This window comes from Pseudonocardia wallangbongensis, from assembly GCF_054486945.1.
In genome coordinates this window covers 42,589-58,457 of the sequence record NZ_JBRERS010000023.1, presented here as the reverse complement: position 1 = coordinate 58,457, position 15,869 = coordinate 42,589, and the positions used below count along the sequence as shown (strand labels likewise).

At 71.8% G+C, this 15,869-nt stretch carries 14 protein-coding genes; 8 read left to right on the top strand and 6 right to left on the bottom strand.

Going from position 1 to position 15,869, the window contains the following annotated elements:
- A partial coding sequence (locus ACU436_RS41155) for a hypothetical protein (RefSeq protein ID WP_459032598.1) occupies nt 1-207 on the bottom strand: 207 nt, incomplete at its 3' end.
- 20 nt (nt 208-227) lie between these two features.
- Nucleotides 228-1,262 carry an amidohydrolase family protein gene (locus tag ACU436_RS41150; protein ID WP_459032597.1) on the bottom strand — a complete coding sequence of 345 codons (1,035 nt, stop codon included), beginning with the start codon at nt 1,260-1,262 and terminating at the stop codon, nt 228-230.
- A 223-nt stretch (nt 1,263-1,485) separates the two neighbouring features.
- Here ACU436_RS41150 and ACU436_RS41145 point away from each other — a divergent pair, with 223 nt between their 5' ends.
- Nucleotides 1,486-2,772 (top strand): MFS transporter, encoded by a 1,287-nt coding sequence (locus ACU436_RS41145; protein WP_459032596.1) that lies wholly within the window; start codon nt 1,486-1,488, stop codon nt 2,770-2,772.
- Between the two features lie 71 nt (nt 2,773-2,843).
- Here ACU436_RS41145 and ACU436_RS41140 read toward each other — a convergent pair whose 3' ends face one another.
- The 3 genes from ACU436_RS41140 to ACU436_RS41130 all read right to left on the bottom strand — a co-directional run bounded on the left by ACU436_RS41140 (nt 2,844) and on the right by ACU436_RS41130 (nt 6,075).
- Nucleotides 2,844-4,052, bottom strand: coding sequence for a CaiB/BaiF CoA transferase family protein (locus tag ACU436_RS41140; protein WP_459032595.1), 1,209 nt, complete (start codon nt 4,050-4,052; stop codon nt 2,844-2,846).
- Between the two features lie 59 nt (nt 4,053-4,111).
- Nucleotides 4,112-5,344: a CaiB/BaiF CoA transferase family protein gene (locus tag ACU436_RS41135; protein ID WP_459032594.1), complete on the bottom strand. Its 1,233-nt coding sequence runs from the start codon at nt 5,342-5,344 to the stop codon at nt 4,112-4,114.
- A 95-nt stretch (nt 5,345-5,439) separates the two neighbouring features.
- Nucleotides 5,440-6,075, bottom strand: a complete 636-nt coding sequence (locus ACU436_RS41130; RefSeq protein WP_459032593.1) for a TetR/AcrR family transcriptional regulator — start codon at nt 6,073-6,075, stop codon at nt 5,440-5,442.
- Between the two features lie 240 nt (nt 6,076-6,315).
- Here ACU436_RS41130 and ACU436_RS41125 point away from each other — a divergent pair, with 240 nt between their 5' ends.
- Genes ACU436_RS41125 through ACU436_RS41095 form a run of 7 tightly spaced genes read left to right on the top strand, consistent with a single transcriptional unit; the run spans nt 6,316 to nt 15,302 of the window.
- Entirely contained in the window at nt 6,316-7,773 is a 1,458-nt protein-coding gene (locus ACU436_RS41125; protein WP_459032592.1) for a carotenoid oxygenase family protein, read from the top strand.
- Nucleotides 7,751-8,869: a 2-hydroxyacyl-CoA dehydratase gene (locus ACU436_RS41120; RefSeq protein WP_459032591.1), complete on the top strand. Its 1,119-nt coding sequence runs from the start codon at nt 7,751-7,753 to the stop codon at nt 8,867-8,869. The genes ACU436_RS41125 and ACU436_RS41120 overlap by 23 nt, the downstream gene beginning before the upstream one ends.
- Nucleotides 8,866-10,074 carry a 2-hydroxyacyl-CoA dehydratase gene (locus tag ACU436_RS41115; protein ID WP_459032590.1) on the top strand — a complete coding sequence of 403 codons (1,209 nt, stop codon included), beginning with the start codon at nt 8,866-8,868 and terminating at the stop codon, nt 10,072-10,074. Before ACU436_RS41120 ends, ACU436_RS41115 begins: the two co-directional genes overlap by 4 nt.
- A 10-nt stretch (nt 10,075-10,084) precedes the next feature.
- Nucleotides 10,085-11,521, top strand: a complete 1,437-nt coding sequence (locus tag ACU436_RS41110) for an NAD-dependent succinate-semialdehyde dehydrogenase (RefSeq protein ID WP_459032589.1) — start codon at nt 10,085-10,087, stop codon at nt 11,519-11,521.
- A gap of 54 nt (nt 11,522-11,575) precedes the next feature.
- The gene (locus tag ACU436_RS41105) at nt 11,576-12,922 is read left to right on the top strand and encodes a spinster family MFS transporter (RefSeq protein WP_459032588.1); all 1,347 of its coding nucleotides are present in this window, start codon (nt 11,576-11,578) and stop codon (nt 12,920-12,922) included.
- Nucleotides 12,919-14,043 carry a 2-hydroxyacyl-CoA dehydratase gene (locus ACU436_RS41100; RefSeq protein WP_459032587.1) on the top strand — a complete coding sequence of 375 codons (1,125 nt, stop codon included), beginning with the start codon at nt 12,919-12,921 and terminating at the stop codon, nt 14,041-14,043. The genes ACU436_RS41105 and ACU436_RS41100 overlap by 4 nt, the downstream gene beginning before the upstream one ends.
- Nucleotides 14,040-15,302 (top strand): 2-hydroxyacyl-CoA dehydratase, encoded by a 1,263-nt coding sequence (locus tag ACU436_RS41095; protein WP_459032586.1) that lies wholly within the window; start codon nt 14,040-14,042, stop codon nt 15,300-15,302. Before ACU436_RS41100 ends, ACU436_RS41095 begins: the two co-directional genes overlap by 4 nt.
- A 19-nt stretch (nt 15,303-15,321) precedes the next feature.
- On the opposite strand, the gene ACU436_RS41090 is transcribed toward ACU436_RS41095, so the two are convergent.
- A complete protein-coding gene (locus ACU436_RS41090) occupies nt 15,322-15,867 on the bottom strand; it encodes an alpha/beta fold hydrolase (RefSeq protein WP_459032602.1) in 546 nt (181 codons plus the stop codon).
- Between the last annotated feature and the right edge of the window lie 2 nt (nt 15,868-15,869).

The following is a 15,869-nucleotide window of genomic DNA, read 5'->3' as shown; positions in this document are numbered from 1 at the left end:
TCGCAGGGGTGCGGTGAGCGCGGTGTCGGTCAGGGCCACGGTCTCGCCGCCGGCGCGGGCGTGTTCGGTGGCGGTCTGCAGCGAGGTCGGGGCGTCGGCGAGCAGGTCGACCAGGTCGGTGCCGGTCGGGAGCGCGTGCAGCGTCCCGCCGTCGAGCAGACCGACCCGGGTGGCACCGCCGTCCTCTGTCCAGGCCGCGAAACGCATGTCTCCTCCGAGGGGGGTGATCAGGAACGGGGTCGCGCGGCGACCGCGGCGAGCCCGAACAGGTCCACGGCGGTCCCGCCGCGGATCGCGATGGCGGTGTCCTCGTCGAAGCCGGCGGCCGCGAGCTCCGCGACCGGGTCGTCGCTGCCCATGTCGAACGGGAAGTCCGAGCCCAGCAGCACCCGGTCGGGCCCGACCACCTCGACCAGGTGGCGCAGCACGGCGGGGCTGTGCACGACCGTGTCGTACCAGAGCTTGGACGCGTAGCTGCTCGGCGGCTCGGCGCAGGTGCGGCTCTCCGGGCGGACCCGCCAGCCGCGGTCGGCCCGGCCCAGGTGGGTGGGCAGGTACCCGCCGCCGTGCGCGGCCAGCAGGCGGAGCCCGGGGTGGCGGTCGAGCACCCCGGAGAAGATCACGTGCGAGAGCGCGACGGCGTGCTCGACGGGTTGGCCGACGATGTTGGCCAGGTACCAGTCGCCGAGGCGCTGGTCGAGGCTGCATCCGAAGGGGTGCAGGAACACGACGGCGCCGCGGTCCGCGGCCAGCGCCCAGAAGTCCTCCAGGCCGGGGTCGGACAGCTCGACGGCCCCCGCGCAGCTGGAGATCTCCACCCCGCGCAGGCCGGCGTCCAGCGCGTCCCGCAGCGCCTCGACGGCCAGGTGCGGGTGCTGTAACGGGGCCATGCCGAGCCCGACCAGCCGCTGCGGCGCCGCGGCGCAGTGCTCGGCGATCGCGGCGTGCGCGGTCCGGAACACCGTCGTCGCGGTCGCGGGGTCCGCCCACGGGTGGTAGTGGTTGGGGGACGGGCTGACCACCTGGACGTCGACACCGGTGTCGTCCATCGCCCGCAGCCGCACAAGCACGTCGGTGAGCTTGCCGAAGATCGGGGCCAGGAACGCGCGGGCCGCCGCCGGATCGGCCCCGGCGCCGGTGCGCCGCCGCTCGGCCTCCTGGTGGGCGGCGAGGTCGGGGTGCTCGGCCACCGCCCGCTCGACCGCCGGGATCAGCAGGTGCGCGTGCACGTCCACGGTCGGCGACGCGGGTGCTGCGGCCATGCGTGTCCTCCCTGCGCTGGGAACCCGTCCACCCTCGCAGCCGCCGCGGGGGTCCGGAAATCGGAAACGGTGATGCCGTGATCACGACGACCGATGGCTCCGGCGATCGATGACCGCTATGCCCCTATCCGGACAACCGATTTCCGCGGGAAAAGATCGCTGGGCATAGTTCGTCGGCAGGAATGGCAGGACGGCCAACGTCGACTCGTCCGTCAGGAGCACCATGTCCGCTACCGGCGCCGAACGCCCGGCCACGCCCCGAACCGAGGTCCCGCCGACCGGTGCGCCGCGCGTCGGGCCCCGATTCCTCCTCGGCTACGCCTTCGCCTACTTCGGGGCGCTGGCGGCCACCCTGGCGCCGGCCATCCTCACCCTGCAACTCAAGGTCGCGCAGCTGACCGCGTCCGCACCGGAGATCGCGCTGTCGCTGGTGCTCGGGGTCGGCGCGCTCGCGTCGATCGTGGCGAACCCGGTGTTCGGCCGGCTCTCCGACCGCACGACGAGCCGGTGGGGCATGCGCAGGCCATGGCTGGTCGGCGGCGTGCTGGTGGCGCTGGTCGGGCTGCTGGTGGTGGCCGTGGCGCCGAGCGTCGCGGTGATGACCGCGGGCTGGGTCGTCGCCCAGCTCGGCTTCGCGGCCAACCTGGCGGTGCTCATCGCGCTGCTGGCCGACCACGTCCCGGTGCACCAGCGCGGGTCGGTGTCCGGCCTGCTCGGGTTCGCCCAGGCGGTGGCGACCGTGGTCGGCATCGCGCTGGCCACGGCGCTGTCGTCGAGCAACGTCGCGATGTTCCTGGTGCCCGCCCTCCTGATGGTGGCGGGGACGGCCGTGCTGGCCAGCCTGCTGCCCGACCGCAGGCTCGCCCCGGCCGACCGGCCGCCGGTGGACCTGGGTGAGCTGCTGCGCAGCTACCGGCTGAGCCCGCGGCGGTTCCCCGACTTCTCCTGGGCCCTGCTGAGCCGCTTCGCCCTGTGGATGTCCATCTCCCTGGTGCTGGGCTACCAGCTGTTCTTCCTGCGCGCCCGATTGGGCCTGGACGAGGCCGCGGCCGCGCAGATGGTGTTCTTCGGTGTGCTGGCCCAGACCGCGACGATCGCGGTCAGCGCGTTCGTGACCGGGCGCCTGTCGGACCGGTGGGGGCGCCGGCGGATCTTCGTCGCCGTCGCGGCCGCCGTCTTCTCGGTCGGCCTACTGGTGCTGGCCTTCGTCACCACCGTGCCGTTCTACCTGGTGGCGATGGTCGTGCTCGGGTTCGGCCAGGGCACCTACGTCGCGGTCGACCTGGCGCTGATCACCGATGTGCTGCCCGACAAGGAGCTCGACGCGGCCAGGGACATGGGCCTGGTCAACGTCGCCGGCGCCCTCACCCACACCCTCGCCCCGGCCATCGCGCCGCTCTTCCTGGCCATCGGGGGTGGCACCCGGAACTACACGGCGCTGTTCGTAGCCGGCGCGGTGTGGTCGGTGATCGCTGCGATCGCGGCGCTGCGGGTGCGGAGCGCCCTCTGAGCGCCATCGCAGGGCCGGGTCGGCGCCGAGGTCGAGCACCGATGGCCCACGGCCAACCCGGCGCTCAGCTCTCAGCCGACCGCTCGGGTGTCGCGGAGGCGGGTGATGTCGCCGGTGCTGTAGCCGAGGTCGCCGAGGACCGTGTCGGTGTGCTCCCCGAGCAGGGGTGCCGGAGCCGTGACCCCGTTCCAGGCGCCCCGGAAGCCGTTGTTGAGCACCCGGACCGGCGTGGGATCGGCCGTCGAGACCGGGACGTCCTGGAAGAGGCCGCGCTCGGCGAGCTGGTCGAGCCCGCAGGCCTCCTGCACCGACCGGACCTTGCTGGCCGGCACCCCCGCCGCGTTGAGCACGCCCTCCCAGTGCTCGGTGTCGTGCTCGCCGAGGGCGTGTTCCAGCTGTTCGCGCAGCGCTCCCGCGTGGGCGATGCGGTCCTCCTTCGTGCGGAAGCGCGGGTCGTCGACGAGGTCCGGCCGGTCGAGGGCCGTGCACAGCGCCTCGTACTGGCGCGGCCAGTTGGCGCCGATTGCGAGCGCGCCGTCCGCCACCCGGAAGACGTCGGCGGTGGGGCTGCCGCTGTACCCGCGGTTGCCCGAGCGCGGCGGCTCCGCCCCGGCGTTCAGGTAGGGCACGACCATCGAGGTCATCAGGACCAGCGAGGCGTCGAGCATCGCGACGTCGACCTCCTGGCCCTCGCCGGTGCGGTCGCGCTGGCGCAACGCGGCCAGCACCGCGAAGGCGGCCGTGTATCCGGAGAACGAGTCGACCACCGGGAAGCCCACCTTGAGGTACGGGTCGCCTTCCTCACCGTTCAGCGCCATCATCCCCGAGGTGGCCTGCAGGTTGTGGTCGTAGGCGGGGTAGTGGGCCATCGGACCGTCGGGGCCGAAGCCGGACAGCGACGCGCGGACGAGTCGCGGGTTGAGCTCCCGGCACCTCTGCGCCGAGAACCCGAGCCGGTCCATCACCCCGGATCTGAAGTTCTCGACCAGGACGTCGGCCCGGGCGACGAGCCGCTCGGCGACCTCGACACCTCGCGGCTGCTTGAGGTCCAGCGCGATCGACCTCTTCCCGGCGTTCACCGAGATGAACGACCCGCTCAGCCCGCCCATCTGGTCGCCGCCGTGCGCGTACTTGCGCAGGATGTCGCCGACCCCGACCGGCTCGACCTTGACCACGTCGGCACCGAGCAGGGTGAGTTGGTGGGTGCAGAACGGCCCGGCGAAGACCTGGGTGAAGTCGACGACCGAGATTCCGTCGAGCGGGCCGGGGTGATCAGGCACGGGCGTCTCCGTAGGGGTGGTTCGGGTTGTCGATCGGCACGCGGGGGCAGCGAACCGGTTCAGATCGCCTGCTCGGCCCGGAGTCGCTCGACCTCGGCCGCGGAGAGCCCGAGGCGCTCGACGAGCCAGTGCTCGTTGTCGGCGCCGAGCTCACGCCCGGACCAGCGGATCCCGCCGGGGGTCCGGCTCATGCGCGGGAAGACGCCCTGCATCCGCAGTGGGCCGATGTCGGGGGTCGGGACGCTCTCGACGAGCCCACGGGCCCGGAAGTGCGGGTCCTCGAGGATGTCCGGGATCGTGTAGACGGGCGCAGCGGTGGCGCCGGCGGCGGTCATGAGCGCGACGACGTCGTCGGCGTCGCGCGTGCTCATCCACTCCTGGATGAGCTCGTCGAGCTCGTCGACGTTCGCCGCGCGAGCCTCGACCGTGTGGAACTTCGGGTCCCGGTAGAGCTCGGCCTGCCCGATCACGGCGAACAACCGCTCGGCGATCCGCTCCGCTGCGCACGAGATGGCGACCCAGCGCTCGTCGCGGCAGCGGTAGATGTTGCGTGGGGCGGCGACCGCTGCGCGGCTGCCCCGCCGCTGCGGGACCACACCGAGCTGGTCGTACGCGGACACGCCCGGGCCGAACATGCAGAACAGCGCCTCGAACAGGGACAGGTCGATCACCTGGCCGAGCCGCTGGGGATGCTGTTCGCGGTGCCAGAGGGCGGCCATGACGGCGAAGGCGCCCAAATAGCCGGCAGAGCCGTCGGCGATGGTCTGCGGGGGCAGCGTCGGAGGGCCGTCGGGTTGGCCGTTGGCGTAGGTGAACCCGCTCATCGCCTCGGCCTGCGTGCCGAACGTGGCCCGGTCCGAGTACGGCCCGGTCTGGCCCCAGCCGGTGACCCGCAGGAGCACCAGCCCGGGGTTCGTCGCCCGGAGCACGCTGGGGGAGAGGTCGAGCGCCTCGAGCTTTCCCGGGCGCATGTTCTCGATCAGCACGTCCGCCGACTCGGCGAGCCGCAGCAGCAACGCCCTGCCCTCGGGGTGCTTGAGGTTGAGCGTCAGGGCGTACTTGTTGCGGCCCAGCAGCCGCCAGTACACCGAGGTGCCCCGGACCCGGTTGGGCGAGGACCGCGAGGGGTCTCCCTGCGGGCTCTCGACCTTGATCACCGTGGCTCCGAAATCGGCCAGCAGCATCGCGCTGTGCGGCCCGGCCATCATGGTCGCCATGTCGATCACCACCAGGCCGGAGAGCGGGCCGGTCGACTCCGGGTTCTCGGTGGTTCCGTGCGAAGGAGGGGCCACGGTGCTTCTCCTGCCGTCGACGACGTCGTGGTCGGCCCAGTAGAAGCGAGCTCTTCGCCAGTGTCAAGTCAGTCGTACGACTAAGGATTCTGGAATCAATCGGTCGGCGGTGCGCGAAAAGCCGATGCAAGCATGGAGACGAGGTACGCGCGGCCGCGTGACGGATTGGTCTCGACGTCGAGGTCGCCGGCGATCTGGGCAAGTCGGCTGCGACCGACGTGGACGTGCAGGATCGTTCCCAACAGGCCGTGCAGGCGCCAGTACAGTTCGTTGTCGCTCAGCTCGGGGCATGCGCGCCGCAGCGCTTCGACCAGGAGCTTCCCGGTTTCGTCGTAGTGTTCGCCCACGACCTGGCGAACCGCGGGCGACGGGTCGGTCAGCGCGCGCCCGTAGAGCCGGCCGAAGGCCTCGCTGGGCTCCTCATCGCCCGCGCCCAGCCCGAGGCCCGCCTCGACCCAGATCTCGATGATCTGCTCGACGTCGGGCCGGGTGTCCGACTCGAGCAGCGCGGTCAGGCGCGTGCGCCGCGACTGAACCAGCGGGCCCATCCTGCGGTTCCAGACCGCGCGGAAGAGCGCTTCCTTGCTGCCCCAGTAGTAGTGGAGCGCGCCGAGGTTGGCATCCGACGCGTCGGCGATGGCGCGCACCCGCGTGCCGTCGAAGCCCTTGTCGGCGAAGAGGTGTTCCGCAGCGTCGAGCATCGCGTTCTCGGTGCTGGAGCGCTGCGTCATGTCGTTCTCCTCGGGCTCTCGACGGTTGCCCGTCGCCGCCTGCCGGGTGATCGCGACGGCCTCCTGCTCACCTGAGTCCGTCGTGTGACCCACGTTAGCAGTGGGTGTCGGACGAGCGCGCGGGTGGTCGTTGACACCTTCCTAAGTCATACGTATGATTCTGGAATCTTGCAGCGCCGTTGGAGGCTCTTCCGACGTGCCCGATGTGCCTGTGTCACGACTGCAACGGAGCTCTATTTCATGACACACGTGTTTCCCGACGTGCCCACATTCCGCGACTTCGACTGGCCGGTGCGCGCCGACGCCGACGTCTACGACCTCGAGGTCGAGGGCACGATCCCGCAAGAGATCAACGGGACGTTCTACCGCTGCGGGCCCGAACACCAGTACCCGCCCATGCGCGGCGACGGCGTGTTCATCGACGGTGACGGCGTCATCAGCATGTTCCGCATCCAGGACGGTCACGTCGACTTCCGCACCCGCTTCGTCCGTACCGAGCGATTCCTCGCCGAGCGCAAGGCCAGGCGCTCGCTGTTCGGCGGATACCGCAACCCGTACCTCGACGACCCGTCGGTGGCCGGCTTCGAACGCGGCACCGCGAACACGTCGGCCTTCTGGCACGCCGGGCGGCTGTTCGCGCTCAAGGAGGACAGCCTCCCGATGGAGATCGATCCCGACACCCTCGAGACCCTCGGGAGGTGGGACTACGGCGGGTGGCTGAAGAGCCGCACCGCCACGGCGCACCCCGAGATCGACCCGGTCAGCGGCGAGCTGTTCATGCACGGCTTCCACGCGAACGGCGGCATCGACCGCGAGATCGCCTACTGGGTGGTGGACCCGGACGGCGGGTTCGTTCGCGAGGTCCGGATCGACCCGCCGTACGCCAGCATGATCCACGACGTCGCGGTCACCCGGGAGCACGTCATCTTCCCGGTGATGCCGACGACGCCCGACGACGAGCGGATGCGGGCCGGTGGGCCCATCTTCGGCTGGGACGAGAGCCTTCCCAGCTACATGGGGGTGATGCGCCGCGACGGCGACGGGTCGGACATCCGGTGGTTCCGCGGCGACGCGCAGTGGATGTACCACATCATGAACGCCTGGACCGAGGGCGACCGGATCACGATCGACTGCTGCGTCAGCGAGATCCAGTCGTTCCCGTTCTTCACCGACGTCACCGGCAAGCCGTACGACCCCGAGCGCGCGCGGCCCTACCTCACGCGGTGGTCGATCGACCTCGCCGGACCCGACGTCTTCACCGCCGACCGCATCTTCACGAACCAGTGCGAGTACCCCCGCATCGACGACCGGTTCCAGATGCAGCCCTACCGCCACGGCTTCCTGCTCTACACCGATCCGACGCACGCGGCCGAGCGCACCACGCGCCGCAGCGGACAGGCGTTCAACACGGTCGGCCGCTTCGACATGGAGCGCGGCGAGCTCGTCGACAGCTGGCACGCCGGCCCGCGCTCGGCTCCGATGGAGCCCCAGTTCGTGCCCCGCGGTCCCGACGCACCCGAGGGCGACGGATGGCTGGTGCTCGTGGTCAGCCGCTACGCGGAGAGCCGCAGCGACCTGGTGGTGCTCGATGCACAGGACCTCGCCGCCGGCCCGGTGGCGGTGGCGAAGCTGACGTTCCGGGCGCGCGCTGCTTTCCACGGGTGCTGGGTCGGCGATGACGAACGCCACCCCCGCTGAGCGGGAGGTGCCCGCCAACCTCGACGAGGCCTACCGCGACCGCGAGGCCGCGGCACGTCGTTGGCACGCCGGCGGTGGGACGGTCGTGGGCTACTTCGCCGACGACGTGCCGGTCCCGCTGATCGAGGCCGCCGGCCACTTCCCGTTCCGGATCTCGTCCGATCCCGGTGGTGACCACCCGGCGACGATGGCGCGCGGGCCGCGTGACGTGCGGGCCGACCGGTTCGAGATGGTGAACAGCTGGGTGCACCTGTTCGCCACCGGGCACTACGACTTCGTCGACCGGGTGGTCGTCTCCAACTCGCGCAAGTACGTGCTGCAGGTCCACGAGCGGCTGTCGGCGCTGCCGGCACCGCCGAGGCTCACGGTCTTCGACCGCGCCCTGGGGGACACGGATCGAGCCCGTGGGTTCAACCGGCGCCAGGTGTACCGGCTCGCCGACCGGGTAGGCGGGACAGCGGCGCGTGACCGGCTGCGGGAGGCGATCGACGACGCCGATCGGCGCGCCGCGCTCGTGCGGCGGCTGGCCGGCCTGCGGGAGGCGGGCCGCCCGCGGGTGTCGGGCGCCGAGGCGCTGCGGGCGCTCGGCGCAGCCCGCTTCCTGCCTGCCCGTCGCTACAACCCGCTGCTCGAACGGTTCCTCGACGCGGCCGTCGACCGGCCACCGCTGACCGGTCCTCGCCTGTTCGTCATCGGCAGCCCGCTGGACCGCGACGACCGCTACGAGCTGATCGAACGGGAGGGCGCCGTGATCGTCGGCGAGCACCACGGCTGGGGCGGGCACCTGCTCGAACGCGCCATCGGCCGCGGCGACCCGCCGCTCGACGCGCTGGCCGAGCACGTCCACTCGGGACCGGACCTGGTGTTCCCACTGGCCGCACACGTGGCCGGCATCCGCGAGCGGGTGGCCCGGGCGCGGGCCGACGCCGTGCTCTTCCACGTGTACGAACACGACGACGCGACGCTCTGGGAGGTCCCCTCGGTGCGCCGCGCGCTCACCGTCCCCTCGGTGTACCTCGCGGAGCAGCCGTTCCGCCGGGCCGACCCGGCCGGGACGACAGCGGCCGTGCGACAGCTGGTGGGTGAGCTCGTATGACGATGCCCCAGGTCGGCAGGCGCCTGCGGACGGTGGAGGCCGTGCGCCGGATCCAGCGCGAGTGGGTCGCCCGGACGCGGGAGGAGGTCGCGGCGGGTGGGCCGTTCGGCATCTGCAACGGCGACGAGTTCGAGGAGATCTTCACCGCGATGGGCATCCCCGCCCTCGCCGTCAACTACTGGAACTACCTGGTACTCGCGAAGGGCGGGCGCGATGCCCTCGGCGCGGTCCTGCACCGTGCCGGCTACCCGGGCACCCACTTCTTCGGGCTGGCGCTCGCGAGCGCGATGGAGCCGGAACTGGCGCCCTGGGGAGGCCTCCCGCAACCGAGCATCGTCTGCGGCAGCACCCGCAACGAGATGGAGCTGCGGGTGTGCGAGCTCTGGGCCGAGGCCATGGGCTGCCCGTGTGTGGCGATGGACTTCAGCTTCCCGTCCTCGCCCTTCCGCCCGCTGCCGCGGGAGTGGTGGCGCAGCACCGCGCACGACTGGGAGTCACTGGTCGACCCCGATCGGCTCGACTACCGGGTCCAGCTGGAGCGCGACGTCATCGCGCAGCTCGAGGCGATCACCGGGCGGACGTTCTCGACGGATGCCCTCGTCACCGTGTTGAACCGGATCAACGAGCAGATGGCGCTCTGGGTGGAGGCCCAGGCGGCGATCGGCGCTGCCGCGCGCTGCCCCGTGCACATCCGCGACCAGATGTCGATGTACCAGGCCATGTGGCACCGCGGCACCGAACGCGGGATCGAGCTGATCCGGGCGTACCGCGACGAGATCCTGGAGCGGGTCGAGAGCGGTGTCGCCGCCTACCCGCTCGAGCGCCACCGCCTCTACTACAGCGGTCAGGTCCCGCCGTGGCACGCGGCGATCGAGCAGGAGCACGGCGCCGTCACGGTCGCCTGCTCGTACAGCTGCATCCCCGAGTTGTACGAGCGCCGGTTCGACAGGGCCGATCCCCTCAGGGCTCTCGCCGCGCGGCACATGTTCCTCTTCGACTGGGGCCCCTACCGGATCCTCGACGTGGCCCGCCGCCAGAGGTGCGACGCGGTCGTCGTCGTCGAGCAGGCCGGCGGCACCCGGCCGTCGGAACAGGCCCGAATCGTCGAGGACGCGGGGATGCCCTACCTGGCCGTGCCACGCGACGCGGACGACAGCGAGGTCCGCGGACTGATCTCCCGGTTCATCACGGACCGGCTCGACTGAACGGAGGAGCATGACGTACGACGACGTACAGCTGTTCGTCGACGGGACGTGGGTGGACGCCGAGTCCGGCGACAGCCTCCCGGTGACCAACCCCGCGACCGGCGAGACGATCGGTGCGGTGGCCCGCGCGGGCCGGCCCGATCTCGACCGCGCGCTGGCCGCCGCCGACCGCGGGTTCCGGGTGTGGCGCGAGGTCTCGGCATTCGACCGCGCCGCGCTCCTGCGCCGCGCAGGCGGCCTGATCCGCGAGCGCGCGGACGACATCGCCGTGCTCCTCACGCTCGAGCAGGGGAAGTCGCTGGTGGAGGCGCGCATCGAGACGCTGCTGGCCGCCGACGTCCTGGACTGGTTCGCCGGGGAGGCTCAGCGCACCTACGGCAGGTTGATCCCGGCCAGGGCACCGCGGGTGCTCCAGATGGTCGTCAAGGAACCCGTCGGCGCGGTTGCCGCGTTCACGCCGTGGAACTTCCCGGTCAACCAGACGATCCGCAAGATCGCGGCCGCGCTCGCGGCGGGGTGCTCGATCATCGTGAAGGGGCCGGAGGAGACCCCGGCATCCCCGGCTGCGCTCGTGCGGGCGCTGTCCGACGCGGGCCTCCCGGCCGGAGTGCTCAACCTCGTCTACGGCGTGCCCGCCGAGATCAGCGAGTACCTCATCCCGCACCCGACGATCCGCAAGGTCAGCTTCACCGGGTCGGTGGCCGTCGGCAAGCAGCTCGCGGCGCTGGCCGGGCAGCACATGAAGCGCACGACGATGGAGCTCGGCGGGCACGCCCCGGTCCTCGTCTGCGACGACGCGGATCCAGTGGCCGTCGCGGAGCTGTTCTCGGCCTTCAAGTTCCGCGCGGCCGGCCAGACGTGCATCTCCCCGACGCGGTTCCTCGTGCACGAGAAGATCGCGGACGAGTTCCTCGACCACTTCGTGCGCGGTGCGGGCCGGGTGAGGGTGGGCAACGGGCTCGACGTGGACACCCAGATGGGTCCGCTGATCGGCGAACGCCGGGTGCGGGTGCTGGAGGAGCTGGTCGCCGAGGCCGTGGCGCGGGGCGCCCGCATCGAGATCGGCGGGCACCGCATCGAGGGCCCGGGAAGCTTCTTCGAGCCCACCATCCTGACCGGTGTCGCCCCGGACATGCGGATCATGAACGAGGAACCGTTCGGGCCGGTCGCGCTGGTCAGCCGCTTCACCGAGCTGCCGGCGGCCGTCGAGGAGGCCAACCGACTGCCGGTCGGCCTCGGGGCGTTCGCCTTCACGAGCTCGGCCGCGACCGCTTCGCTGCTGTCGACGGCCCTCGACACCGGGATGCTCACCATCAACCACCTCGGCCTGGGGCTGCCCGAGGTGCCCTTCGGCGGGATCGGCGACTCCGGCTACGGCTCGGAGGGCGGCGCCGACGCGATCGAGCCCTACCTGACCCCGAAGTTCGTGACCCAACTGTCCGCATAGGCGCGGCGGCGAGCCGGCGCGCAGGTGCGCCGTCCTCGCGGGAGAGGATCTCTCATGCACGATTTCGTCGGGAACACTTCGCGCGAAGTGCCCGGTCGACGGCGACAGATCTACATCGTGGCGCTGTTCACGGTGCTGTACATGATGATGTACCTCGATCGCAACATCGTGAGCCTGCTGCTCGAGTCGATCAAGATGGACCTGGACCTCTCGGACACGACGCTCGCGCTGATCGCGGGGTTCGGGTTCTCCTTCTTCCACACCGTTCTGGGTTTCCCGATGGCCCGGTGGGCGGACCGCAGCGACCGGCGGCGGGTCCTCACGATCGCCGCCGCCCTGTGGGGCGGGATGACGGTCCTGTGCGGCATGGCGCACAACGCCATCCACCTGGCTCTGGCCCGGATCGGGGTCGGCATCGGGGAGGCGACCTCCCCGGTGCTCCACTCCGTGGTGGCCGACTCGACGACCAAGAACAGCCGGGCCGGTGCGATGTCGGTACTGCTCCTGGGCGGGCCGCTCGCGGCGCTCCTGTGCTATCCGGTCGTCGGGTGGATCGATTCGGACTTCGGGTGGCGCACCGCGTTCTACTCGGCCGGCATCGCCGGTCTCCTGATCGGGCTCGTCCTCTTCCTGACCTTCCGGGACACGGCCCGGATGCCCGGCAAGCGCGTGCAGGGCGCCGCGGACGAGCACCGGGCCTCCCCGGACGATGTCGCGCCGCCGCTGCGGGAGACGCTGGCCTTCATGCTCCGGCAGCGCACCTTCGTCCTGACCGCGGCCGGGTACGTGGTGTCCCAGTTCGGGATCCAGGGTTTCACCGTCTGGGCGCCGACCTACCTCCGACGGATCCACGACCTGACCGGCGGCCAGGTCGGGGCGTCCTTCGGGATCTCGACCGGCGTGCTCGGGATCGCGGGCTCGCTGGTCGGCGCCGTCGTCCTGACCTGGAGCAACCGGCACGGTGACCGGTGGAAGCTGCTGTGGCCCGCGATCGCGACCTTCCTCGCCTCCCCCCTGATCCTGGCCGCGACGCTCCTGCAGTCCGTCGTCCTCACCCTGGTCGTCATGGGCGGGGTCGCCTTCATGGTCGCGTTCAAGTTCGGCCCGGTCGTCGCGGTCAACCAGAGCGTGGTGAGACCCCGCATGCGCGCGCTGGCCTCGTCCGTCCAGGGGCTGACCGCCTCACTGCTGGCCATCGGGCTCGGGCCGTTGTACGTCGGGGCGCTCAGCGACACCTATGCCGAGAGCCTCGGCGCCGACAGCCTGCGCTACGCCCTGATGTCGTGCGCGCTCTTCACCGTCGTCGGCTCCGCCCTGCTCGCCTACGGGTCCCGCTGGATCACCGCGGACATCGCCACCGCCGAGCGCGCGACGCCGGCCGTGTCGGAACGTCCGGCATGAGCATGCCGGCCGCGTTGGGCGCGCTCCGCGAGGCGTACGACGGCGCCCGCACGGGTGCCGGGCCGGACCCGGCGCGGCCACGGGTCGGGTGCATCGGCCTCGACGTCCCGGTCGAGGTTGTCCTCGCGGCCGGGATGACACCGATCCGGCTGCCGGGGCTGCCCGGGCAGGCGACACCCGACGGCGACCGGTACCTGGGACGCGGTGCCGACCCCGAGATCCGCAGTCAGCTCCAGTCCCTTCTCGACGGTCGCTACGGAGCACTCGACCGGCTGCTGATCACCCACGACCGCGAAGGCATGGCCCGGCTGTACTACGCGCTCCGGGCCTTGCATCGCTTCCAACCGGAGCGAACGGCCGCGTTGCCGCACCCCTACTTCGTGGACGTGCTGCACATGCCGTGGCGCAGCACCGGGCGCTACAACTGGGAACGGGGCCGCCAGCTCCGCAGGGAGCTCGGCGACCCGGACGACGCCGCGCTGCGGAGCGCGGCGGCGCTGGTCAACGCGACCCGACGGCGGCTGCGGGAGCTGCGCACCCACCGCCGTGCGTCGCGGATCGGCGGCGAGGACGCCCTGCGCGTCATCGGGGCGCAGACGGCGTTGCCCCAGGAGCGCTACCGGCAGCTGCTCGACGCGCTGCTCGACGACCTACCGGACGCGCCGCCGCGGCCCGGGCGCCGGATCTTCCTCACCGGCAGCGGACACGACCACCCGGGCTGGTACACCCTCATCGAGGGCTGCGGCGCGGTCGTGGTCGGGGAGGACCACGAGTGGGGTGACGCCGTGGCCGACGGGGACGTCGACGAGGCGGCGCCCGACCCGCTCGTCGCGATCATGGACCGGTACCACCACCGGGCACCGCTCGGCGCCAAGTCCACGGTGGCCGTGCGGGCCGCACACACCGCCCGGCAGGCCCGGCTCGCGGGCGCGGAAGGAGTGATCTGCGTGATCCGGCACGGCGACCCCGGGCCGAGGTGGGACGTCCCGGACCAGTGCAGGGCGCTGGGGGACATCCCGCTCCTGCTCCTCGACGACCAGCCGTACGAGGCAACGCCCGGACCCGGGCTGCGCACCACGATCTCCGGGTTCCTGGCCGGTCTCCCGGAGCGGGCGCGATGAGCGCACGGCGCCGTGGGGTGGGCCTGCCGTCGGCCGAGCGCGCCTACCGCCACCACCGCGAGTGGTTCCGGGACACGCAGCGGCGGGTCGCCGCGGGCGAACCCTTCGCCGTCGTGTCGGCGGAGGCGCCGCTGGAGATCCTGCGAACGATGGACATCCCGTTCGTCACGGTGCAGTGGTGGTCGTCGCTCATCTCGGCGAAGCGGAAGGCGCCGGAGTACCTGGAGGCCCTTCGTGCGCGGGGTTGGCCCGACGACCAGGAGCAGTACTTCTCGCTCGGCCTCGCCTCGGCGTTCGACACCGATCCCGCGTCCGCGCCGTGGGGCGGCCTGCCGCGGCCGAGCGTCATCATCGGGGACCCGCGCGACGACAACCACGGCAAGATCTACGAGCTGTGGGCGCGCGAGTGCGGCGCGGCGTACTTCCCGTTCGAGCGGGCCATCCTGCGCGATGGCCCGGACGAGTGGTGGGCGATGGGACCGCGCCGGTGGGAGGAGCTGATCGAGCCCGCGCTGCTCGACCTGCACGTCGAGGAGTCCACGGGCCTGATCCGGTTCCTGGAGCAGACCACGGGGCGCCCGTTCCGCGAGTCGGAGTTCCTCCGTGTCCTGACCCTGGTCAACGAGACCGAGGAGTACTTCCGGCGCACGCGCGATCTCATCGCCCGCACCCGTCCGGCCCCGGTGTCGATCAGCGACACGTTCACGAGCGTGATGATGCCGCAGTGGCACCGTGGCACGGTGTGGGCGCGCGACGCCGCACGCGGGTTCCACGACGAGGTGGCCGCCCGGGTCGAGCGCGGTGAGGCGGCGTGCGCGGACGAGCGCATCCGGCTCGCCTGGCTGGGGCAGGGGCTGTGGTTCAACGTCGACTTCTACGAGTCCTTCATGCGCGATCACGGGGCCGTGTTCGTGTGGTCGATGTACCTCGGGTACGCCGCGGACGCCTACCCCCGGTACTGGACGGACGACCCGCTGCGCTCCCTGTCGGCCCGCTACGCCGCCTTCACGCAGTACATGAGCATGGAGCCGTGGCCCTCCGGCTGGTTCTTGAAAGAGGTCGAGGCGGCCGGCGTCGACGGGGTGGTCGTACTCGGCGAGGCCTGGCCCTTCGCCGACGATGTGTTCCGCGACGCGGGGGTGCCACTCCTGCGGCTCGACGTCCACCAGGTGGACTCGCGGGGTTGGGACCAGGGCAGCGTGACCGAGGCGATGACGCGCTTCCTCCACGACGAGGTCGAGCCGGGGACGCGCCGGTAGCGGTCGGAACCCAGGGTGCTCAATGCGCGCCGAGGAACTCGAGGACGATGCGGTTGAACTCGGCGGGCTGTTCGTAGGACAGCGAGTGGCCGGCCTCGGCGATGATCGCGAACTCGTGGGGCGGTGCGTGCCGGGCCCAGGTGCGCATGAGCTCGGGCGGTGAGATGAGGTCGGCGCCGCCCGCGACGACGAGCAGCGGTGCGGTGAGCCCGCCGAGCTTGGCGTAGGTGTTCGGGGAGCTGGGGCGCTGGTCGGGTGCCCCCGGCTGCCGTGCGGCCTCCTCCCGCTCGATCCACCGCTGCGTGCCCTCCGGGTTGCTCCCGCGGTACCCGGCCGAGACCTCCCGGTAGACCGCGGGGGCCGGGCGCTCGATCGCCGGGATCGCGGCGTGCTCGCGGAACGTGCGGATGTCGGGCTCCTCGAACCCGCCGGTGGTCGCGGCGGCCACGAGGCTGCGCACCCGGTCCGGGTGCGACACCGCGTAGTCGATGCCGGCGAAGCCGCCGCTCGCCATCGCCACCAGGTGGAACGGTGGGAGCTCGAGGTGCTCGACGAGGCCGTGCAGGT

Coding starts and splice junctions, on each gene's coding strand:
- ACU436_RS41100 (WP_459032587.1), top strand. CDS start 12,919: ATGAGCATGCCGGCCGCGTTGGGCGCGCTCCGCGAGGCGTACGACGGC.
- ACU436_RS41150 (WP_459032597.1), bottom strand. CDS start 1,262: ATGGCCGCAGCACCCGCGTCGCCGACCGTGGACGTGCACGCGCACCTG.
- ACU436_RS41145 (WP_459032596.1), top strand. CDS start 1,486: ATGTCCGCTACCGGCGCCGAACGCCCGGCCACGCCCCGAACCGAGGTC.
- ACU436_RS41115 (WP_459032590.1), top strand. CDS start 8,866: ATGACGATGCCCCAGGTCGGCAGGCGCCTGCGGACGGTGGAGGCCGTG.
- ACU436_RS41125 (WP_459032592.1), top strand. CDS start 6,316: ATGACACACGTGTTTCCCGACGTGCCCACATTCCGCGACTTCGACTGG.
- ACU436_RS41130 (WP_459032593.1), bottom strand. CDS start 6,075: ATGACGCAGCGCTCCAGCACCGAGAACGCGATGCTCGACGCTGCGGAA.
- ACU436_RS41120 (WP_459032591.1), top strand. CDS start 7,751: ATGACGAACGCCACCCCCGCTGAGCGGGAGGTGCCCGCCAACCTCGAC.
- ACU436_RS41110 (WP_459032589.1), top strand. CDS start 10,085: ATGACGTACGACGACGTACAGCTGTTCGTCGACGGGACGTGGGTGGAC.
- ACU436_RS41095 (WP_459032586.1), top strand. CDS start 14,040: ATGAGCGCACGGCGCCGTGGGGTGGGCCTGCCGTCGGCCGAGCGCGCC.
- ACU436_RS41105 (WP_459032588.1), top strand. CDS start 11,576: ATGCACGATTTCGTCGGGAACACTTCGCGCGAAGTGCCCGGTCGACGG.